Annotated in this window: 23 protein-coding genes and 1 pseudogene; 13 read left to right on the top strand and 11 right to left on the bottom strand. The window is 72.9% G+C overall.

What is annotated here, in order from left to right:
* Positions 1-52: 52 nt before the first annotated feature.
* Positions 53-478 (bottom strand): DUF4395 domain-containing protein, encoded by a 426-nt coding sequence (locus tag ACWC94_RS11325; RefSeq protein ID WP_450796271.1) that lies wholly within the window; start codon positions 476-478, stop codon positions 53-55.
* Between the two features lie 75 nt (positions 479-553).
* Between ACWC94_RS11325 and ACWC94_RS11320 the strand changes: the two genes are divergently transcribed.
* The 6 genes from ACWC94_RS11320 (at position 554) to ACWC94_RS11295 (ending at position 5189) form a co-directional block, all read left to right on the top strand.
* Positions 554-967, top strand: a complete 414-nt coding sequence (locus ACWC94_RS11320; RefSeq protein WP_450796464.1) for a TlpA family protein disulfide reductase — start codon at positions 554-556, stop codon at positions 965-967.
* A gap of 83 nt (positions 968-1050) precedes the next feature.
* Entirely contained in the window at positions 1051-1131 is an 81-nt protein-coding gene (locus ACWC94_RS11315; protein ID WP_360147166.1) for a putative leader peptide, read from the top strand.
* Between the two features lie 44 nt (positions 1132-1175).
* On the top strand, positions 1176-1685 hold the full coding sequence (locus ACWC94_RS11310) for a flavin reductase family protein (protein WP_450796270.1): 510 nt from the start codon (positions 1176-1178) through the stop codon (positions 1683-1685).
* A 218-nt stretch (positions 1686-1903) separates the two neighbouring features.
* Complete coding sequence (locus ACWC94_RS11305) at positions 1904-2689, top strand: electron transfer flavoprotein subunit beta/FixA family protein (RefSeq protein WP_450796269.1); 786 nt, start codon at positions 1904-1906, stop codon at positions 2687-2689.
* Between the two features lie 53 nt (positions 2690-2742).
* On the top strand, positions 2743-3705 hold the full coding sequence (locus ACWC94_RS11300; protein ID WP_450796268.1) for an electron transfer flavoprotein subunit alpha/FixB family protein: 963 nt from the start codon (positions 2743-2745) through the stop codon (positions 3703-3705).
* A 185-nt stretch (positions 3706-3890) separates the two neighbouring features.
* Positions 3891-5189: a DUF6986 family protein gene (locus tag ACWC94_RS11295; RefSeq protein ID WP_450796267.1), complete on the top strand. Its 1299-nt coding sequence runs from the start codon at positions 3891-3893 to the stop codon at positions 5187-5189.
* Positions 5190-5196: 7 nt separating this feature from the next.
* Here the strand turns inward: ACWC94_RS11295 and ACWC94_RS11290 are convergent, their stop codons facing one another.
* Both ACWC94_RS11290 and ACWC94_RS11285 read right to left on the bottom strand, forming a co-directional pair.
* Positions 5197-5958 carry a hypothetical protein gene (locus tag ACWC94_RS11290; protein WP_450796266.1) on the bottom strand — a complete coding sequence of 254 codons (762 nt, stop codon included), beginning with the start codon at positions 5956-5958 and terminating at the stop codon, positions 5197-5199.
* Positions 5959-5965: 7 nt separating this feature from the next.
* The gene (locus tag ACWC94_RS11285) at positions 5966-7015 is read right to left on the bottom strand and encodes a LacI family DNA-binding transcriptional regulator (protein WP_450796265.1); all 1050 of its coding nucleotides are present in this window, start codon (positions 7013-7015) and stop codon (positions 5966-5968) included.
* Positions 7016-7233: 218 nt separating this feature from the next.
* On the opposite strand from ACWC94_RS11285, the gene ACWC94_RS11280 reads away from it, so the two are divergent.
* The gene (locus ACWC94_RS11280; RefSeq protein ID WP_450796264.1) at positions 7234-8184 is read left to right on the top strand and encodes an ROK family protein; all 951 of its coding nucleotides are present in this window, start codon (positions 7234-7236) and stop codon (positions 8182-8184) included.
* Between the two features lie 316 nt (positions 8185-8500).
* Here ACWC94_RS11280 and ACWC94_RS11275 read toward each other — a convergent pair whose 3' ends face one another.
* From ACWC94_RS11275 to ACWC94_RS11260, 4 genes are all read right to left on the bottom strand, one after another.
* Positions 8501-10525, bottom strand: coding sequence for an NPCBM/NEW2 domain-containing protein (locus tag ACWC94_RS11275; protein ID WP_450796263.1), 2025 nt, complete (start codon positions 10523-10525; stop codon positions 8501-8503).
* A 214-nt stretch (positions 10526-10739) separates the two neighbouring features.
* Positions 10740-11510 (bottom strand): maleylpyruvate isomerase family mycothiol-dependent enzyme, encoded by a 771-nt coding sequence (locus tag ACWC94_RS11270; protein ID WP_450796262.1) that lies wholly within the window; start codon positions 11508-11510, stop codon positions 10740-10742.
* Positions 11507-11860 carry a hypothetical protein gene (locus ACWC94_RS11265; RefSeq protein WP_450796261.1) on the bottom strand — a complete coding sequence of 118 codons (354 nt, stop codon included), beginning with the start codon at positions 11858-11860 and terminating at the stop codon, positions 11507-11509. Before ACWC94_RS11265 ends, ACWC94_RS11270 begins: the two co-directional genes overlap by 4 nt.
* A 110-nt stretch (positions 11861-11970) precedes the next feature.
* Complete coding sequence (locus tag ACWC94_RS11260) at positions 11971-12282, bottom strand: hypothetical protein (RefSeq protein WP_450796260.1); 312 nt, start codon at positions 12280-12282, stop codon at positions 11971-11973.
* A 138-nt stretch (positions 12283-12420) separates the two neighbouring features.
* Between ACWC94_RS11260 and ACWC94_RS11255 the strand changes: the two genes are divergently transcribed.
* A complete protein-coding gene (locus tag ACWC94_RS11255; RefSeq protein ID WP_450796259.1) occupies positions 12421-12609 on the top strand; it encodes a hypothetical protein in 189 nt (62 codons plus the stop codon).
* A 142-nt stretch (positions 12610-12751) separates the two neighbouring features.
* The gene (locus ACWC94_RS11250; protein ID WP_450796258.1) at positions 12752-13795 is read left to right on the top strand and encodes an NUDIX hydrolase; all 1044 of its coding nucleotides are present in this window, start codon (positions 12752-12754) and stop codon (positions 13793-13795) included.
* 89 nt (positions 13796-13884) lie between these two features.
* Here the strand turns inward: ACWC94_RS11250 and ACWC94_RS11245 are convergent, their stop codons facing one another.
* Both ACWC94_RS11245 and ACWC94_RS11240 read right to left on the bottom strand, forming a co-directional pair.
* Entirely contained in the window at positions 13885-14586 is a 702-nt protein-coding gene (locus ACWC94_RS11245; protein ID WP_450796257.1) for an MBL fold metallo-hydrolase, read from the bottom strand.
* 61 nt (positions 14587-14647) lie between these two features.
* Positions 14648-16003 (bottom strand): M20/M25/M40 family metallo-hydrolase, encoded by a 1356-nt coding sequence (locus tag ACWC94_RS11240; protein WP_450796256.1) that lies wholly within the window; start codon positions 16001-16003, stop codon positions 14648-14650.
* 129 nt (positions 16004-16132) lie between these two features.
* Here ACWC94_RS11240 and ACWC94_RS11235 point away from each other — a divergent pair, with 129 nt between their 5' ends.
* Entirely contained in the window at positions 16133-17374 is a 1242-nt protein-coding gene (locus ACWC94_RS11235; protein WP_450796255.1) for a geranylgeranyl reductase family protein, read from the top strand.
* Positions 17375-17509: 135 nt separating this feature from the next.
* Here ACWC94_RS11235 and ACWC94_RS11230 read toward each other — a convergent pair whose 3' ends face one another.
* Entirely contained in the window at positions 17510-17959 is a 450-nt protein-coding gene (locus ACWC94_RS11230; protein WP_450796254.1) for a nitroreductase family deazaflavin-dependent oxidoreductase, read from the bottom strand.
* Between the two features lie 126 nt (positions 17960-18085).
* Between ACWC94_RS11230 and ACWC94_RS11225 the strand changes: the two genes are divergently transcribed.
* The 3 genes and pseudogenes from ACWC94_RS11225 to ACWC94_RS11215 all read left to right on the top strand — a co-directional run.
* Positions 18086-18772 (top strand): TetR/AcrR family transcriptional regulator, encoded by a 687-nt coding sequence (locus ACWC94_RS11225; RefSeq protein WP_450796253.1) that lies wholly within the window; start codon positions 18086-18088, stop codon positions 18770-18772.
* Positions 18773-18907: 135 nt separating this feature from the next.
* A complete protein-coding gene (locus tag ACWC94_RS11220; RefSeq protein ID WP_450796472.1) occupies positions 18908-19300 on the top strand; it encodes a hypothetical protein in 393 nt (130 codons plus the stop codon).
* Positions 19231-19809: pseudogene (locus ACWC94_RS11215) on the top strand (response regulator); the annotation flags it as partial. The gene ACWC94_RS11220 and the pseudogene ACWC94_RS11215, both read left to right, overlap by 70 nt.
* On the opposite strand, the gene ACWC94_RS11210 reads toward ACWC94_RS11215, so the two are convergent.
* A complete protein-coding gene (locus ACWC94_RS11210) occupies positions 19770-20054 on the bottom strand; it encodes a DUF6332 family protein (protein WP_450796252.1) in 285 nt (94 codons plus the stop codon). The pseudogene ACWC94_RS11215 and the gene ACWC94_RS11210 overlap by 40 nt on opposite strands.
* Positions 20055-20189: the final 135 nt, after the last annotated feature.

Genomic DNA, 20189 nt, shown 5'->3' with positions numbered 1-20189 from the left:
CGAGATCCTCGTCACGTCGGCCCACATCCCGCCCCGGATCTTTAAGTCCCCTTTACCCCGCTTGGTCCGCCCGAACTGTGGCCCTCCTCAAAAGCAGGAAGAACTCGCATCCCAGGCAGTACCCGAACGCCGCGTTCAAGAACGCGGCGGCGAGGGCCGCCCCGGTCGCGGCCAGCCCCAGCCACTGCGGTCCCACGGTGAACCCGGCCAGTCCGAGCCCCGCGAACACCAGCCCCACCGCCTGAGCGAACCGCGGCGGCTCCGACGCCTCGAACTCCTTCGGCGGTCCCAGCCGCGGCCGTACGGCCGTGCGGAACGCCCAGCCGTAGGGTGAGCGCTGCACACCCGCGGCGGCGCCGAGCGCGAACGCCAGCGTCTGCCAGCCCAGTACCCAGGGGTTCTGCAGGCCCAGGGCCACGGCCAGCACGGCCGTCGTCACGGCCGCCCCGAAGCGCGGCCCCCTCACGTCGATGTCCATGAATCAAGCATTCCGCAGCGGAAACTCCTGCGGGAGACGGGAATCTTTGCAGTCTCGTGAATGCTTGCGCAGATGATGACCGGACTGGTGGTGTGCGTGGCGGTGCTCGTCGTGGCGAGCGCCTTCGGAGTGCTGCACAAGCGGCGAAGCGGGAGGGTGCGGGTGCGCGGGCGGGACGAGGGCAAGCGGCTGGGCGCGGCCGACCTGGGCGGCGACCTCGGTGAACGGGCCACACTGGTCCAGTTCTCCAGCGCCTTCTGCGCCCCCTGCCGGGCCACCCGGCGCATCCTCGGCGAGGTCGCGGACATGGTCCCCGGAGTGACGCACGTCGAGATCGACGCCGAGGCCCATCTGGTCCTCGTACGTGACCTGCAGATCCTGAAGACGCCCACCGTCCTGGTCCTGGACGCCGCCGGCCGCGTGGTGCGGCGTGCCACCGGACAGCCCCGCAAGGCGGATGTCATCGCGGCCCTGGGGGAGGCCGTGTGAGAGGGCCTCAGGAGGTGGTGCGGCGCCTTCCGGATCCCGGAACGAGCTTGACGGTCCGCACCCTCTATCGTCAGCCTGACCGTATGCCGATCGAACTCCTTCTCTACGGACGGGTCCACGTCGACCTCGCCCGCACCGCGAGCGCCACCTGTCCGGGCTGTTGACCACCGACGGCCCAGCTCGCGACCTCCAGCAGAAGGACAACTCCATGACGGCCTCGCCCGACCTCGGCACCGTTCAGCTCGCCTCTCCCGACCTGTTGCGTTCGACGTTCCGCCGGCACGCGGCCGGTGTGGCGGTGATCACCGCGCGCGGTGACGCCGGCCCGGTCGGCTTCACCGCCACCTCCCTCACCTCCGTCTCCGCCGAGCCCCCGCTCCTCTCCTTCGGCATCGGCACGGGCGCCTCCAGCTGGCCCGCGATCGCCGAGACGGAGCACATAGGCGTCCACATACTCGGTGAGCACCAGAGCGAGCTGGCCGCCACCTTCGCCCGCAGCGGCGCCGACCGCTTCGGCGCGCCGACCGTGTGGCGCGACGGCCCGGAAGGCGTACCGGTGCTCGACGACGTGCTCGCCTGGCTGGTCTGCCGGGTCGTCGGCCGGGTTCCCGCCGGTGATCACCGCATCGTGCTGGCCGAAGTGGTCCTGGGTGACCCCACGGGCGCCGGCCGTCCCCTCCTCTACCACCAGGGCCGCTTCAACGGCCTGCGGGATTGATCACGGCTCCCTGGTCCTGCGAAGCCGTCGAGTTCCGGTTACGCTGCGTTGCGAAGGTCACAGTTCAAAGCGCTTGCTTAGCGGGCATGAACTGGGTGTACTGACGAGTAATATTTCGGTCGGAGCGCGCGGACGCCCCGACCGGGATCGGCCGCTTGAGGCGCCTATGCTGCCTGCAAGAGGCAGCCCGGAAATGACGATGCAGTAGGAGAGCCGGCGTGAGCTTGAGGATCGTTGTCACTGTGAAGTACGTGCCCGACGCCACTGGCGACCGGCACTTCGCCGATGACCTGACCGTCGACCGCGACGACGTGGACGGTCTGCTCTCCGAACTGGACGAGTACGCGGTCGAGCAGGCCCTGCAGATCGCGGAGGACGCGGACGACGCCGAGGTCACCGTCCTGACCATCGGACCCGAGGACGCCAAGGACGCGCTCCGCAAGGCCCTCTCCATGGGTGCCGACAAGGCCATCCACGTCGAGGACGACGACCTCCACGGCACCGACGCCATCGGCACCTCCCTGGTGCTGGCCAAGGCGATCGAGAAGGCCGGCTTCGACCTGGTCGTCTCCGGTATGGCCTCCACCGACGGCACCATGGGTGTCGTTCCGGCGCTGGTCGCCGAGCGTCTGGGTGTCCCGCAGGTCACCCTGCTGTCCGACGTGTCGGTCGAGGACGGCACGGTCAAGGGTCGTCGTGACGGTGACGCCGCCTCCGAGCAGCTGGAGGCCCAGCTCCCGGCGGTCGTGTCGGTTACCGACCAGTCCGGCGAGGCCCGTTACCCGTCCTTCAAGGGCATCATGGCGGCCAAGAAGAAGCCGGTGGAGTCCTGGGACCTGTCCGACCTGGACATCGAGGCCGAGGAGGTCGGCCTGGACGGTGCGTTCACCAAGGTCGAGGCCGCGAACGAGCGCCCGGCGCGCACGGCCGGCACCATCGTCAAGGACGAGGGCGAGGGCGGCAAGCAGCTCGCTGAGTTCCTCGCGAGCCAGAAGTTCATCTAAGGGCTCGCCCCCGCTGACCGCCCCTCAACTTCGTTACGCAGGAGAGCAATCCCATGGCTGAAGTCCTCGTCTACGTCGACCACGTGGACGGTGCCGTCCGCAAGCCGACCCTCGAGCTGCTGACCCTGGCCCGCCGCATCGGCGAGCCCGTCGCCGTCGCGCTGGGCAACGGCGCCGCCGACACCGCCGCCGCCCTCGCCGAGCACGGTGCGGTGAAGGTCCTCACCCACGACGCGTCCGAGTACGCCGAGTACCTGGTCGTGCCGAAGGTGGACGCCCTGCAGGCCGCCTACGAGGCCGTCTCCCCGGCCGCCGTGCTGGTCCCGTCCTCCGCCGAGGGCAAGGAGATCGCCGCCCGTCTGGCGCTGCGCATCGGGTCCGGCATCATCACCGACGCCGTCGACCTGGAGGCCGGCGACGAGGGCCCGGTGGCCACCCAGTCGGTGTTCGCCGCGTCCTTCACCACCAAGTCCCGTGTCATCAAGGGCACCCCGGTCATCACGGTCAAGCCGAACTCGGCCGCCGTCGAGGCCGCCCCGGCCGCCGGTGCGGTCGAGGCCCTCGCCGTGACCTTCTCCGACAAGGCGACCGGCACGAAGATCACCGGCCGTACGCCGCGCGAGTCCACGGGCCGTCCGGAGCTGACCGAGGCCGCGATCGTGGTCTCCGGTGGCCGTGGCGTCAACGGCGCCGAGAACTTCTCGATCATCGAGGCCCTGGCCGACTCCCTCGGTGCGGCCGTCGGCGCCTCGCGTGCCGCCGTCGACGCCGGCTGGTACCCGCACACCAACCAGGTCGGCCAGACCGGCAAGTCGGTCTCGCCGCAGCTGTACATCGCCAACGGCATCTCCGGCGCGATCCAGCACCGCGCCGGTATGCAGACCTCGAAGACCATCGTGGCCGTCAACAAGGACGCCGAGGCCCCGATCTTCGAGCTGGTCGACTACGGCGTCGTCGGCGACCTCTTCGACGTCGTGCCGCAGCTGACCGAGGAGATCAAGGTCCGCAAGGGCTGAGTCCGCTTCGAGGCGCGCCCGAGGCCCCGGTGACCGTCCTGGTCACCGGGGCCTCGGTGCATCCTGGTGACGATCCGCCGGATGGAGACCAGCGTCCGGACGGGGTGTTGACCAGCGAGAACCGCACAGATAACTTCGTTCTACGGATTATTGATTCCGTACAGCGGAAAATTGGAGGGTGTGGGATGGGTCAGCAGGAGAAGGTGGCGACGAGCCTCGCGGGCGCCGTCAGCGAGGAGATCAGCGCCTCCCTCGCACCGGTCGACGCGGAGCTGGAGCGCCGCTACCCCGGGGACCCCGGCACTCGGCAGCCCGTCCACACCGTCTACGTCCCCGGTGACGCCTTCGCAGCCGACACCATCCGCTCCTGGGGCGACCAGGCGCTCGCCGCCCTCGACGCACACGCCCCGGACGCCGCCTCCTTCGCGGCGGTCCTCGGCCTGTCCGACGAGCTGGCCGAGCCGGTCTACTCCCGCGTCCGCGCCAAGCTGGAACGCGAGCCCGTCGAAGACCTGCGCGTCGACTTCGAGGACGGCTACGGCCCCCGCCCCGACGCCGAGGAGGACGCGACGGCGGCCCGCGCGGCCCGTCTGATCGCCGAGGCCCACAAGAACGGCACGGCGGCGCCGTACATGGGCATCCGCATGAAGTGCATGGAAGCGGCGGTACGCGACCGGGGCATCCGCACCCTCGACGTCTTCCTCACCGGCCTGATCGAGGCCGGCGGCCTGCCCGAGGGCCTGGTTCTCACCCTGCCGAAGGTGACGTACCCCGAGCAGGTCGCCGCCTTCGTCCGTCTCCTGGAGGCCTTCGAGGAGGCGCACGGCCTGGACGCCGGCCGGCTCGGCTTCGAGATCCAGATCGAGACCAGCCAGTCCATCCTCGCCACCGACGGCACCGCGGCCGTCGCCCGGATGATCCAGGCCGCCGGGGGGCGCGCCACCGGGCTGCACTACGGCACCTTCGACTACAGCGCCTGCCTCGGCGTCTCCGCCGCCTACCAGGCCAGCGACCACCCGGCCGCCGACCACGCCAAGGCGGTCATGCAGGTGGCGGCGGCGGGTACCGGGGTCCGTGTCTCCGACGGCTCGACGAACGTCCTGCCCGTCGGGCCGACCGAGAAGGTCCACGACGCCTGGCGCCTGCACTACGGCCTCACGCGCCGTGCCCTCGCCCGCGCCTACTACCAGGGCTGGGACATGCACCCCGGCCACATCCCCACCCGCTACGCGGCCGTCTTCGCCTTCTACCGCGAGGGATTCGAGCAGGCCGCGGGCCGCCTCGCCCGCTACGCCAACCACGCCGGCGGCGACGTGATGGACGAGCCCGCCACCGCCAAGGCCCTCGGCGGCTACCTGCTGCGCGGCCTGGACTGCGGCGCCCTCGACATCGCCGAGGTCGCCCGCCTCACCGGTCTGACCCGCGCCGACCTGGAAGGCTTCGCGGCGCCCCGCCGCGGTGACCTCACCGCCTCCGCGAAGTGAGGGCACGTCAGGGACCGGCCTGCCGGCCGTCGGCGTAAGGCTCCAGCCCCGAGTCCGTCACCCACTTCTGCTCGGCGAACAGCCGTGTGCCCCGCGCGCACAGACCGGCGTCCCGGCGCGCCCGCGTGCAGAACTCCTCGGGCGTGGCCCCGAACAGCTCCCGCAACGGCGCCGACGCGACGAGGAGTTCGGTGATCAGGGCGCGCTGGTCGCCGGGGTGACGGCGCGGCGCGGCGGAGCCGTTGTGCAGCACCCCGTGCCGGTTGACATAGGCGTACGCCCCCGCGAGCACGGAGCCGTCCGGCAGCTCGATCCGCACGTCCGGCGCGGGCAGCCAGGCCCGCCGGAAGTTGCCGTCGCCCAGCGGCACGCCCTCGCTGGCGTCGATCACCTCCAGCTGGTGCCGGTCCAGCCAGATGACGAACAACTCACGTAAGCAGCGGGGGGACTTGACCGGCGAGGCGGAGACATAGCCCAGGCGGCTGACGTGCGCGGAGATGCCCACGTCGAGGCCGGTCACCCGGGTCCGCACCATGGGCAGCGGGGAGGCGATCCCGAACTGCGCCATCTTGTGCCGCAGTTGGCCCGGGCAGGCGTTGGAACCGACGGCGAGGACCGGCACCCGGTCGTCGTACAACAGGTGCTCCAGCGGGAGCATCCGGTCGCCGTGCAGCAGTCCGGAGTCGGCCGGCCAGGCGCCGGGATAGGTCAGCGGATGGTCGCGGGGGGCGTCGGCCAGGCCGAGTTCCTCCAGGGTGCGGCCGGTCACGGGCGGCTCAGTCGGCCGGCGGCAGCTCGCCCGAGCCGCGCGTGATCAGCCGGGTGGGCAGCTCGATGCGCTCCGGGGCGACGAGCCCGCCGTCCAGCTGACGGAAGAGGCGCTCGGCGGCGGTACGGCCGAGGGCGGCCGCGTCCTGGGCGACGACCGTGACGCCCGGCTGGAGCAGATCGGCCAGCTCGATGTCGTCGAAGCCGACGAGGGCGACCTGGCGGGCGTGCTCGGCGAGGACCCGGATCACGGTGACCGTCACCCGGTTGTTGCCGGCGAAGACCGCGCTGACGGGCGCGGGCCCGGAGAGCATCTCCTCCGCCGCCCGGCGCACCCGCTCCGGATTCGTCGCCCCGAGGGACATCCAGGCGTCCTCGACGGGTATCCCCGCGTCCTCCATCGCCGCCCGGTAGCCGCGCAGCCGTTCGGCGGCGGTGTGGATGCGCGGCATGTCGCCGATGAACCCGATCCGGCGGTGGCCGTGCGCGATCAGATGGGCGACGCCGTCCCGGGCACCGCCGTAGTTGTCGGAGAGCACCACGTCGGCGTCGATCCGGCCGGCCGGACGGTCCACGAACACCGTCGCGACCCCGGCCCTGATCTCCGGCTCGAGATAGCGGTGGTCGTCACCGGCCGGGATCACCACCAGACCGTCCACCCGCCGTGCGCACAGGGCCAGCGCCAGCTCCTGCTCGCGTTCCGGGTCCTCGGCGCTGGAGCCGTTGATCAGCAGGGCGCCGTGAGCCCGGGCCACCTCCTCGACGGCGCGGCTGAGCGGGCCGTAGAAGGGGTCGGCGAGGTCCTCCAGGACCAGGCCGATGCTCGCCGTACGGCCCTTGCGCAGCACCCGGGCGCTGTCGTTGCGGCGGAAGCCCAGCGCCTCGATCGCCTCCTGCACCCGGCGCTCGGTGTCCGGGGTGACGCCGGGCTCGCCGTTGACCACCCGGGACACCGTCTTCAGACCGACCCCGGCCCGCGCCGCCACGTCCTTCATCGTCGGGCGGTTGCCGTAACGGGTACCGGGAAGGCTCTCTGCGCGGCGGGTGGTCTCGGGCACGGTGCGGCGTCCTGTCCTGTCGTATGACTTGTCCGACTTGTCAACGGGATGGTGCGTCGATCCTCGGTTTGTATGAGGATGTGGCGTCGAGCATAGAGCCTGGACAACGTTGTCAGATGCGAGAGACACTGTCCACCGCTGTCTCCGGCCTGCGCCCCCACCGCTTGACCGGCCTGCCTTTCCTTGGTTAGCGAGCTTCAACGGGGAGTCTGACTCTGATGCACACCGACCTCGTGGCGGCCCTGGACATCGGCGGTACCAAGATCGCCGGTGGTCTCGTGGACGGCCACGGACGGATCCTGGCCCGAGCCCAGCGCGCCACCCCCGCCCAGCAGGACGGCGAAACGGTCATCCGGGCGGTGGAGCAGGTACTCGCCGACCTCGCCGGGTCGCCGCTGTGGGGGCGTGCGCATGCCGTCGGTATCGGCAGCGCCGGCCCGGTGGACGCCTCGGCGGGTACCGTCAGCCCGGTGAACGTGCCGGGCTGGCGCGACTTCCCGCTGGTCGAGCGGGTGCGCTTCGCCACCGGCGGTCTCCCGGTCGAGCTGATCGGCGACGGCGTCGCGATCACGGCCGCCGAGCACTGGCAGGGCGCCGCCCGCGGCCACGACGACGCGCTGTGCATGGTGGTGTCGACCGGCGTCGGCGGAGGCCTGGTGCTGGGCGGGAAGCTGCACCCCGGGCCCACCGGCAACGCCGGGCACATCGGTCACATCAGCGTCGACCTCGACGGCGACCCGTGCCCGTGCGGCTCGCGCGGCTGCGTGGAGCGGATCGCCAGCGGCCCCAACATCGCCCGCCGCGCCCTGGACCAGGGCTGGCGCCCCGGCCCCGACGGCGACACCTCGGCCGCCGCGGTGGCCGCCGCGGCCCGCGAGGGCGACCCGGTCGCCGTGGCCTCCTTCGACCGGGCGGCCCAGGCCCTGGCCGCCGGCATCGCGGCCACCGCGACCCTGGTCGAGATCGACATCGCGGTGATCGGCGGGGGCGTCGGCAAGGCGGGCGACATCCTCTTCGCACCCCTGCGCAAGGCGCTCACCGACTACGCGACGCTGTCCTTCGTGCAGCGGCTGACGGTCGTGCCCGCGCAGATGGGGACGGATGCGGGGCTGGTCGGCGCGGCAGCGGCGGCACTGGCGCGCCGACCGGACGCGCCGGCGGGGGTCTAGGCCCTCTCGTTTGGATCATCCCGGCGTCGCAGGGTCACCCGCGTACGGGGCGTACGCGGGTGACCCGACAACGCGGCGAGGCGCCGTGCCGGGCGTCGCGGACCCGGGCTGATGGGGCTCGGGGACCGGTACGGCGCTGTTCGCTGTGCGGTGCCGCTGCGCCCACCCGAGCCGCCCCAAGCGGCGCGACTGCCCGCGGCTACGGCGCGAACGCGGGTGCGCAGGCCGCAATCCCCAGGGGGGCGGGGAACTGCGCGACCAGCCCCGCCCACCCGCACTCGCGCACGGTCCCGGCCGTCCCCTCGGCTGGGCGCGGTCAGCAGCTCACGCTCGCGTTCGCCCAGTCCGCGTGGTCGGAGTCGTTGCCGTCTCCCGCGTCGGTCACGACCAGGTGGACCACCTGGGCGCCGGTGACGTCGGCGGTGAGGGGCTGGGCGGGCATCGCGTTGGTCAGGACGCCGGTCGAGGCGACCTTCGTGCCGTCCGCCCAGATCTCGAAGGCGACGGTGCCCTTGGTGCCCTTCTCGTCGTCGACGCCGACGTCCGCGGTGACCTTCGAGCAGGCCTTGCCGGTGTAGAAGGAGACGTCGCTCGGTGCGTGGGCGCCGAGGCCCTTGGCGTACACCGTGCCGCCGATGGTGATCGGGTGGCCGTCGCCCGCGGCGCTCTCCCCGTTGCTGGTGTCGCGTTCCACCGGTCCCCAGCCGCTCGTCGCCGACAGCCACGTCAGGTCGCTGAGGTACGACGTCCCGGCGGGCGGCCGTACCACGACGGACGCGGTCAGCGGGAGGGTGCCGGTGACGCGCTCTCCGGCCGGTGAGCGGTAACTCGCCCGGAGTGTGAGGTCGTAGGCTCCGGTCGGGGTGCCGGGCGGGGCGGTGACCTTCCAGGCGGTGCGCAGGGTCCGGCCGGTGGCGAGGGTGGTGGCCGTGGTCGGTGAGGCGGGCCGTACGGTCCAGCCGTCGGGGCCGGTCAGGGACACGGAGACGCGGCGCGCGGAGGTACGGCCGAGGTCGGTGACGGTGCTGGTCAGCGTGGCCGGGGCGGCGGCCTCCAGCAACGCGCCGCCGTCCAGGCCCAGTTCGGCGGCGGGCGGGTTGACCGCCCAGCGGGGGTCGGCCGAGACGCGCAGCAGGACCGTGCCGTGGGCGGGGACGGTGGCCGCGATGGTGCCCGCGGTGTTGTAGCTCTTGTGCTGCCACAGGTCCCGCAGGGTGTACGCGGAGGCGTCGGGGAGGCCGACGGCGGCGGCGGTGGTGGCGATCCGCTGGGCGGTTCCCGACTCGTTGAACAGGGCCACCGCGCGGCTGCCGTCCTTCATCTCCTTGGCGATCACCCAGCGTCCGCCCGCCGAGGAGACGACCGTGCCCTGATTGCCCAGCGGGTCCTGGTCGACGGCGATGACGTCCTTGTTGTCCAGGATGTCGAAGGTCGCAGGTGAGGCCTTGCGCAGGTCGGTGCCGATCAGCAGCGGCGCGGCCATGACCGACCAGAGGGAGAAGTGCGAGCGGTACTCGGTGTCCGTCATGCCGCCGTTGCCGACCTCCAGCATGTCGGGGTCGTTCCAGTGGCCGGGTCCGGCGTACGGCGCGAGGGGGAGGTTCTGCTTCAGGATCGACAGCATCGAACCCCAGTTGTCACTGATGTCACCGGTGGTCCGCCACAGATGACCGACGTCCGACGCCCACTCCCAGGGCTTGTTCTCGCCCCATTCGCAGATGCTGTAGACGAGGGGCCGGCCCGTCGCCTTCAACGCGTCCCGCATGGTCGTGTACCGCTTCTTGGCGTCGACGCCCTGGTTGTTGCAGTTGTCGTACTTCAGGTAGTCCACGCCCCAGTCGGCGAACTGCTGCGCGTCGCTGTACTCGTGGCCGAGTGCGCCCGGGAAGCCCGCGCTGTTGCAGGTCTTGGTGCCGGCGCTGGTGTAGATGCCGAGCTTGAGCCCCTTGGAGTGGACGTAGTCGGCGACGGCCTTGATGCCGTTCGGGAAGCGGGCCGGGTCGGGCACCAGCTTGCCGGCGGCGTCGCGCCGCGGCAGCGCCCAGCAGTCGTCCAGGTTGACGTACTGGTAGCCGGCGTCCTTCAGACCCTTCGCCACGAACAGGTCGGCGATGCCCTTGACCATGCTCTCGTTGAAGTCGGCGCGGCAGTGCGTGGAGTTCCAGTTGTTGAAGCCCATCGGCGGGGTGAGGGCGAGACCGTCGGCCAGGTCGGGGGAGGCGGCGCGGTCCTGGGCGGGGGCCGCCAGGGCGGGGGTGGCGAGGCCCGCCGCGCACAGCAGCCCCGCGGTGAGTGCCGCGGCCACTCTTCGGCGGGTGGTGCGGGTGTGAGGGTGACGCATCGTTGACGTTCCTCCGACTCGCGAAAGGTGGATGACGGTATGCCGCGACCAGGCGGCATGTACGTGTCATCGGTGCGCGTTTACGGTAGGACGTGTCGGACTCTGTTGGAAGAGCTGTGCTCCGGCTGGGCGACATCCCGTCAAATCCCTTGACGGCGGTACCGTTTCGCTCCGCCTGGACCAGCGGGCGTTCGAATGTGTTCGCTTCCGGGGCTCACGCGCCGTCGTTGACGCGGCCCCAGCCGGGCAGCGGCGGCTGAGGCCAGGCGGGCGGGCGCGGCAGCAGGTGGGCCGGGCGGTCGGCCGTCAGCGCACCGGCGGGAGTCCGTCCGCTGAGCCAGCCGAGCACCTGGTGCCCGGACCCGGCGACCGAGGGACCGTCCGCCGCCACCGACCAGCGGCGGCCGAGATCGTCGGCCGCCACCGAGGCGAGGGGGAAGCCCTGGGCGCGCAGGGTGGCGAGGGTGTCGTCCAGCGCCCAGGAGACGTATCGGCCCGGCCACCGCTCGGTGCCGTGACCGACGCCCAGGTCGAGGTGATGGGTCTCCAGCTCCCGCAGACAGCGCAGCAGCAGATACCAGGCCGGGTGCCGCCAGCCGGCCAGTGCCGGTACCAGAAGGTCCCAGGCGGGGGCGGGCATCGTGCGCGCCTGTGCCGCGAACCGGTCCAGGGCCGCCCGCAGCCGGGTCGCGAGCCCGTCGGCGGACAGCGCCGCGTCCCGCTCGACCGCCGCGGACAGTGCCGCCGCGTCCGCGCGCGGGCCCGGTGCGCGGCCGGTGCGCGCGAGCCGCAGCAGCCACACATAGGCGTCGACGCTGTGCACGACATGGGCGAGCACATGGCCGCGCGTCCACCCGGGCAGCCCCGACGCGGCGCGCAGCCCGGCGTCGGACAGGCCGGCCGCGGCGCGTACGAGCCGGCCGCCCGAGCGTACGACGTCCTCGACGGGGTCGTCTCCGGTGCCGAGGGGCGGGCGTGAGCTCACCGGAACTCCCGCACGACCTCGATGCGGCCGACGATATGGGCGTTGAACTCGTCCAACTCCTCGGCGGGCACCCACAGTTCCAGGATCGTCTCGCCGCCGGCCCGCCGTACCGGATAACGGCCGACGAACTCCGTGTCGACCTCGAAGCGGGTCACGAAACCGGCGCCGTCGTGCTTGACGTTCCAGTCCCGGGCGATCCGGACGGCGTAGTCCTCGTTGAGGACCGGGTAGAAGATCGGCTGCTCCGGGAGCCGGGGCGGCCACGCCCGCCAGTCGAGTGCGCGGACCAGCTCCAGCTCCTCGGGGCCGGTGGGGCGCCAGAGGGTCGTCGTCGGGGGCCGGCTCGTCATGAGGTCGCATTTCTGGTCGTGGCCTGCCGCTGGAGCGGGCACGGCGGGATGCCGGACGATACCGGCGCCGCGCGGGAGCGGGCCAGCGGTTTTCGGCGTGACCGGTCCGCTCACGGGTCACGGCACGGCAGGCAGTGGACGCGCTCGGGGGCCGCGAAGTGCCGCACCGGGTCGCGGCGTCGGGCGGCGGCCCGCTGTGCCCGCCCCCCGCCGCCGGTCGGTCCGGGCGCACCGGCCGGACGGTCCAGCCGGTCGGCGGGCCGCCGGTGCCGGTCGCGGGTGCGCTCACGGCACGGCAGGCAGGTGACGCGCTCGGGGAGGCGTGGGACGAAGGCCCGGGGCGGGCGCGGCCGGCAACCCGTGGTGGCCCCGGCGGAGAGCGGGCCGACCGGGCCGGACGGGGCGGCGAGGACCTGGCGCACGACCGCCGCGTAGCTCCGCGCCTCGATATGAGGGGACCGTCGGACTTCTCCGTGGCCCTACCGGCGTGACGGTGACCCGAGTCCTCTGCCCGTGGGTATGCGCGTGACCCCTGGGCGGATCCGGCAGTTGACCAGCGCATGAAGAAGCGCAGCATGCTCGCCATCGCCAGCCTGGCCACCGGATTCGTCGTGGCCGCCGTCACCCCCTCCCACGGGGCGGGCGACCGCCCCGTGGGCGACCTCAAGGTCTCGGACACCGTCGACTCGGCCGGTCACCCGGCCGGGGACGGCCCGGCCGACGCCGACGACGCCCCCGGCCAGGAGTAGACCCGACGGTCCACGGTGTCCGTGCCGGTGTCCCCGCAGCAGGGGGCACCGGCACTCCCGTCCGGCGTCCTCACGGGGGCGGGGTTTCCGTGGCAGGGTGGAGCGGGCAAGCCTCAGGGGGCCGACACAAGAGGGGGAGTCCGTGACCGTCGTCTGGATCAACGGCGCGTTCGGTGCGGGGAAGACCACCACCGCACGGGAACTGATCGAACTGATCCCGAACAGCACGCTCTTCGACCCCGAGATCGTCGGCGGAGCGCTCACGCACCTGCTGCCGGCCAAGCGTCTAGCCGAGGTCGGCGACTTCCAGGACCTGCCGATCTGGCGCCGGCTCGTGGTCGACACGGCGGCGGCGATGCTCGCCGAGCTGGGCGGGACCCTCGTGGTGCCGATGACCCTGCTCCGCCAGGAGTACCGCGACGAGATCTTCGGCGGACTCGCCGCCCGCAGGATCCCCGTGCACCATCTGCTGCTCGTCCCGGCTGAAACGATCCTGCGTGAGCGGATAGCCGACCGGGAGGTCCCGGCCGACCTGCCCGACGGCGAGATACGTGTACGGCAGTGGTCGTACGACCACATCGAGCCCTACCGCGCCGCCCTCGCCTCCTGGCTCACCGCCGACGCCCACCCGGTGGACACCAGCGCCCTCACCCCGCACGAGACCGCCGTCCGCATCGCCGACGCCGTCGGCAGCGGCGCCGTACCGCCCTGCGACATCGTGCAGACCCCGGAGCCGACCGCCGAGACCCTCGCCGCCGGGGTGCTGCTCTTCGACGAGCAGGACCGGGTACTGCTCGTGGACCCCACCTACAAGCCCGGCTGGGAGTTTCCCGGCGGGGTGGTCGAGCGGGGCGAGGCACCGGCCCGCGCCGGGATGCGCGAGGTCGCCGAGGAGACGGGGATACGGCTGCGGGAGGTGCCCCGGCTGCTCGTCGTGGACTGGGAGCGGCCGGTACCGCCCGGGTTCGGCGGGCTGCGGCTGCTGTTCGACGGCGGCCGGCTGGAGTCCGGCGAGGCGTCCCGGGTCCTGCTGCCCGGCCCGGAGCTGCGCGGCTGGCGTTTCGCCAGCGAGCAGGAGGCCGCCGAGATGCTCCCCCCGGTCCGCTACGAGCGACTGCGCTGGGCCCTGCGCGCCCGCGAGCGGGGAGCCGCGCTGTACCTGGAGGCGGGGGTACCGGTCGGCTGAGCGGCCCGGGGCGCGAGCCCGGGCGGCGGTGCAGGAGGTCCGCGAGGCCGGTGTGCGCGGTGAGGCGGGAGGGGGGCACCTCCGCGGGGTCAGCCCGCCGCCGCTGCGCGCAGAGCGGGTGCGGCGCCTCCCACGACCGGGTCACCATGCCCAAAACAGGCGACCTCCGCGCCGAGATCCGCCAACCTGCCCAGGGAAGCGAGAAGCCGGGGCCGGTCGAGGTTGAACACCCCCGGGATCACCGAGCCGTCGACCGGTGAGGCGGCCACCGTGTCGCCGGTGAACAGCACGCCCTCCTCGGGCAGGAACACGGCGATGCTGCCGTCGGTGTGCCCGGGGACGTGGACCACCCGGGCGCCACCGCCGAAGTCCAGCACATCGCCGTCCGACACGCCGGTGAGCGCGACCGGCGGTACCGGCCTGCCCTCGGGAAGGTGCTGGGCCACGGCCGCGTGGATCGGCAGCTCCCAGTCCTCGAACCGGGGCGGCGGGCCCGCGAGTTCACCGCGGACGAACGGCGCGTCCAGGTGGTGCGCCAGCACCTCCGCACCACTGAGCGCGGCGAACTCGCCCGCCCCGCCCGCGTGGTCCTCGTGGAAGTGGGTCAGCACGATCCGCCGTACGTCCCCGGGCGCGTGCCCCAGCGCCGTGACGGCGTCGGCGATCGCGCGGCCGGCGCCGATCGTGCCCGCGTCGACGAGGGTCAACGCGTCGTCGTCGCGCCAGAGGTACGCCTGACCGACGGGGAAACGCAGCAGGTGGAGCCGGGGGAGGAGGGTGATGACGTCCATGCGCCGACCGTAGGCGGCGCCCCGCCCGCGGGCGAGGGCGCTCTGCCGCGGGCAGAAGGGTTCAGCCCGCCGCGTAGTTGCGCAGGAAGAGCGCCTCGGCGACCGAGAGCCGCTCCAGCTCCTGCGGGTGGACGCTCTCGTCGACCGCGTGGATCTGGGCCTCCGGCTCGCTCAGCCCGATGAGCAGGATCTCCGCCCGCGGGTAGAGCCCGGCGAGGGTGTTGCACAGCGGGATCGAGCCGCCCTCGCCCGCGTACTGCATGGTCTCGCCCGGGTAGGCGACCGCCATCGCGTCGGCCATCGCCTGGTAGGCCGGGCTGGAGGCGTCGGCGCGGAACGCCTGGCCCTGGCCGACCTGCTCGGTGGTGACCCGGGCGCCCCACGGCGTGTGCGCCTCGAGGTGTGCCTGCAGCAGCTTGGTCGCCTCCGCCGCGTCCACGCCCGGCGGCACCCGCAGGCTGATCAGCGCGCGGGCGCCGGCGTGCACGGACGGGGTGGCGCCGACGACCGGCGGGCAGTCGATGCCGAGGACGGTGACGGCCGGACGGGCCCAGAGGCGGTCGGCGACCGAGCCGTCGCCGATCAGCCCGACCCCTTCGAGCACCTTGGCGTCCGCGCGGAACTGTCCCTCGGTGTACTCCAGGCCGTCCCACGTGCCCGTGGAGTCCAGCCCGTCGACCGTGGTCGAGCCGTCCTGCGCGCGCAGCGAGTCCAGTACGCGGATCAGCGCGGCCAGCGCGTCCGGGGCGGCGCCGCCGAACTGGCCGGAGTGGAGGTTGCCCGCGAGGGTGTCGATCCGGACGCGGACCAGGGTCATACCGCGCAGCGTGGTGGTCACCGTCGGCAGGCCGACGCGGAAGTTGCCCGCGTCGCCGATGACGATGGTGTCCGCCTCCAGCAGCTCCGGGTGCTCCTCGGCGTACCGCTCCAGACCGCCCGTGCCCTGCTCCTCCGAGCCCTCGCAGATCACCTTGACGTTCACCGGGACGCCGCCGTTCGCCTTCAGGGCGCGCAACGCGAGCAGGTGCATGATCACGCCGCCCTTGCAGTCGGCGGCCCCGCGGCCGTACCAGCGGCCGTCGCGCTCGGTCAGCTCGAACGGCGGGCTGGTCCAGCCGGCCTCGTCAAGGGGCGGCTGGACGTCGTAGTGCGCGTAGAGGAGAACCGTTTTCGCACCCTCGGGACCCGGCAGGTAGCCGTACACGGACTGCGTGCCGTCCGGGGTGTCCAGCAGGTCCACGTCGACGAAGCCCTCGGCGCGCAGCGCGTCGGCGATCCAGCTCGCGGCGGCCTCGCTCTCGCTCTTCGGGAACTGGGCGAAGTCCGCCACCGACTTGAAGGCGACCAGCTCGGCCAGCTCCGCCTGCGCCTTGGGCAGCAGCGAGGCGACGGTCTGAGCGACCGGATTCGACGACATGGGCACGCTCCTCGTAGGTGCGACGTTGTACGGGGTGTACCCCGATACTCCCACAGTGGCCTGCGACGACGGCCGCCGTAGGATGCGGGGGACACTACGGCAGCGGCTTGATCGGAGCAGTAGACCATCGTGAGCGGCGAGAACTCTTCGGCGGACGGCGTGCAGCGGGTGTGGGACGTCGTCGTGGTGGGCGCGGGACCCGCGGGGGCCTCGGCCGCGTACGCGGCGGCGGTCGCGGGACGGCGTGTGCTGTTGCTGGAGAAGGCCGAGCTGCCCCGCTACAAGACCTGCGGCGGCGGCATCATCGGCCCCTCGCGCGACGCGCTGCCGCCCGGCTTCGAGCTCCCCTTCCGCGACCGGGTGCACGCGGTCACCTTCTCGAACAACGGCCGCTTCACCCGCACCCGCCGCTCCCGGCAGATGCTGTTCGGGCTGATCAACCGGCCCGAGTTCGACCAGCAGCTGGTCGAGCACGCGCAGAAGGCGGGCGCCGAGCTGCGCACGGGCGTCACGGTGCAGCGGGTCGAACAGCACGGCTCGGCCGTCCCCGACCGGCGCACGGTCGCCGTGATCCTGCAGGGCGGCGAGACGGTGCTGGCCCGCGCGGTCGTCGGCGCCGACGGCAGCGCCAGCCGCATAGGAGCGCATGTCGGTGTGAAGCTGGACCAGGTCGACCTCGGCCTGGAGGCGGAGATCCCGGTGCCGGAGCCGGTCGCCGAGGACTGGAAGGGCCGGGTCCTCATCGACTGGGGCCCGCTGCCGGGCAGTTACGGCTGGGTGTTCCCGAAGGGCGACACCCTGACGGTCGGTGTGATCTCCGCGCGCGGTGACGGTGCGGCCACCAAGCGGTACTTGGAGGACTTCATCGCCCGGCTCGGCCTGGCGGGCTTCGAACCGAGCATCTCCTCCGGGCATCTGACCCGCTGCCGCGCCGACGACTCGCCGCTCTCGCGGGGCCGGGTGCTGGTCTGCGGGGACGCGGCGGGCCTGCTGGAGCCATGGACCCGCGAGGGCATCTCCTTCGCGCTGCGCTCGGGCCGGCTCGCGGGCGAGTGGGCGGTCCGCATCGCCGAGGCGCACGACGCGGTCGACACCCGGCGCCAGGCCCTGAACTACGCGTTCGCGATCAAGGCGGGGCTCGGCGTCGAGATGAGCGTCGGCAAGCGTCTGCTGACCGTGTTCGAGAAGCGTCCCGGCCTCTTCCACGCGGTCCTCACCGGCTTCCGTCCCGCGTGGAAGGCGTTCCGGGACATCACGCGGGGCTCGACCTCGCTGGGCGAGCTCGTGCGCGCCCACCCGATCGCCCAGCGCGCCCTGACCACGCTGGACCGCGAGCGGGCGGTTGCGCCGCAGGAGCCGGTCGGTTCCTGACCGGGCCGGGCGGGGATCCGTGCGGGGCCGGGCGGGGACTGTGCAGGGCCGGGCCGGGCGGGATCCGGGAAGGACCGGGCCGGTGGGGGACGGCGCCGGTCCCGGGCCGGTGCGGCAGCCCGGCGGGGGAACCGGTCAGCCCGTGACCGTGATGTGGAAGACCGGGTGGTCGGGGGCGATGCGGCGCAGGTCCTCGTCGGGGGATTCGGGGCCGACGCCGTCGAAGAAGATCCCGACCTCCGCCTTCCAGCGCTTGAGGTAGGCCCGCAGCAGCGGGACCTTGTCGTCGTCGGTGACCTCGGTGGCCGTGAAGACGTCCACGCTCCTGCCGAGCCGCAGTTCGCCGCCGCCGGCCGCCCGCATGTTGTGGGTCCACTGGACATGGCCGCGCGGGGCGAGCAGGTACTGCCGGCCGTCCACCGTCAGCAGGTTCACCGGGGTGGTGCGCCACTGTCCGCTCTTGCGCCCGCGCACCGCGAGGACCCGCGAACCCCAGACGCTGATGCCGCGCCGGGTGATCCAGGCGACCGCCCGGTTGAAGACGTTGACCGTGAACCAGCCCGGCTTCTTGACGTGTGTCGACATGGTGACCCCCCACGGTTTGGGAGAGCGGTGCTCTCGCTGGTTCGAGTGTGGCGCAAACAGGTGCTCCGGAGCAAGAGCAGTGCTCTCTTTTGTGTGCGCTGCTCTCGTTCGTGGCACACTGCCGGCATGAGCACCGCACAGGGCGCCCGCGCACGGGCCAGGAGGGAAGTCACGGCAGCCATCAAGGAGGAGGCGCGCAGACACCTCGCCGAGGAAGGGGCGGCCAGGCTCTCGCTGCGGGCCGTCGCCCGCGAGCTGGGCATGGTCTCCTCGGCGCTGTACCGCTACTTCCCGAGCCGTGACGAGCTGCTCACCGCCTTGATCATCGATGCCTACGACTCCCTGGGCGAGGCGGCGGAGCGGGCACGCGACGCCACGGCCGACGCCGCGCCCGTGGCCCGGTGGACGGCGGTGTGCGAGGCGGTGCGCGGCTGGGCACTCGCCCACCCGCACGAGTACGCGCTGATCTACGGCTCGCCCGTGCCGGGCTACGCCGCTCCCCAGACCACCGTCCCGGCCGCCGCCCGCGTCGGCCTGGTCCTCATCGGCATCGTCCGGGACACCCACGAGTGCTCCGGCCTCACCGACCTCCCCCTTTCCGCCGGGCTGCGTCCCGAGGCCGAGCGCATGACCGCCGACCTCGCCCCCGACCTGCCCCCCGAGACGATCGCGGCCCTGGTGGCGGCCTGGGCCCAGCTGTTCGGGCTGGTCAGCTTCGAAGTGTTCGGCCAGTTCACCAACGTGGTCGAGGAACGGGAAGCCTTCTTCCGGCACGCCGCCACGGGGCTGGCGCGGGGGGTGGGGCTGCCGTAGCCGGGGCTGGGTGTGCGGGCTCGGGGCCGTGCTGGTGGACGTGCCGGTGGACGGCGTCGTACTGCCCCGGGAGTACGAGTGATCACCTCGCCCGGCTGACGTCCGCGCCGCCCGGTGGCGTCTACCGTGGCCCGCATGGAAGAGCAGCACGCCCCGGGGCGGTGGTGGCGGCACGGCCCACCGTGGTGGAGCGCCCCGGACGAGGCGGAGCCGCACCGGGCGTGCCTGCCCTGGCGATCCACCGCGCTGTTCACCGCGTTCGTCGTGGTCGGCACCCACGTCGCCGCGCAGAACGAGGACCACCGCGTGCCCCTGGACGGCTACGCGCGCGTGCTGCTCGTCGTCGCCTCCGTCCTGCTGCTCTGGCGGCACCGGTACCCGGTGGCCGTGGCCCTCGGCACCGCGACGGTGACCCTGGGCTACCTGGCCGCGGGCTACCCCTACGGGCCCGTCTTCCTGTCGGGGAGGCGGCCGACGGCGAGGGGGCGCTGCGCCTGGTGCGCGAACTGCGGCCGGACGTCGTCCTGATGGACATCCGCATGCCCCTGCTGGACGGCCTCGCGGCGACCCGGCGCATCACCGGCGACGGGGAGCTGGAGGATGTGAAGGTGGTCATGCTCACCACCTTCGAACTGGACGAGTACGTCTTCGAGGCGATCCGCTCCGGCGCCTCCGGCTTCCTGGTGAAGGACACCGAACCGGACGAACTGCTGCGCGCCGTACGGGCGGTGGTCCAGGGGGACGCGCTGCTGTCGCCCGGCGTCACGCGCCGGCTGATCGCGGAGTTCGCGGCCCGTTCCAAGGAGCCGGCGGCGGCCGGCGCCCTCGCCGTGCTCACCGAGCGGGAACGGGAGGTGATGGCGCTGGTCGGCATCGGCCTGTCCAACGAGGAGATCGCCCGCCGGCTGGTGGTCAGCCCGCTGACGGCCAAGACCCATGTCAGCCGCACGATGGTGAAGCTGGGCGCGCGGGACCGCGCCCAACTCGTCGTACTGGCTTACGAGTCGGGGTTGGTACGGCCCGGCTGGCTGGGCTGAGCCGCCTGCCGGAAGCGGACCAGCACGCTGACCACCCGGGCGACGAACACGACCGGCGCGACCGTCATACCGAGCCGCAGCAGGGTCTGGGACAGCAGGTGCGGCAGGTCGAACAGCAGAGCGGGCCCGGCCACGGCCCCGAACAGCACCGCCGCCGCGAAGGCCGCGCTCACCAGCGCGTAGCCGATCTCCACTGTCGCCGCGTCCCGTTGGGCCTTGGTACGGCGTCCCCCGTATGCGTGCATTGCGTCAGCTTCACAGACGGGCGCCCGGCGGAGCAATCAGCCCCCCCCCGCGCCCGCCCGGGGGCGGCCCCCCGGCCGGGGGGGGCGGGCGGCTCTGGTGGGGGTTGGCGTGGTATTGTGTGACGGGGCGCGCGT

The organism is Streptomyces sp. NPDC001135, assembly GCF_053598395.1.
Note: the sequence above shows the minus strand (reverse complement) of the source record. Positions and strands in the feature narration are given on the sequence as shown.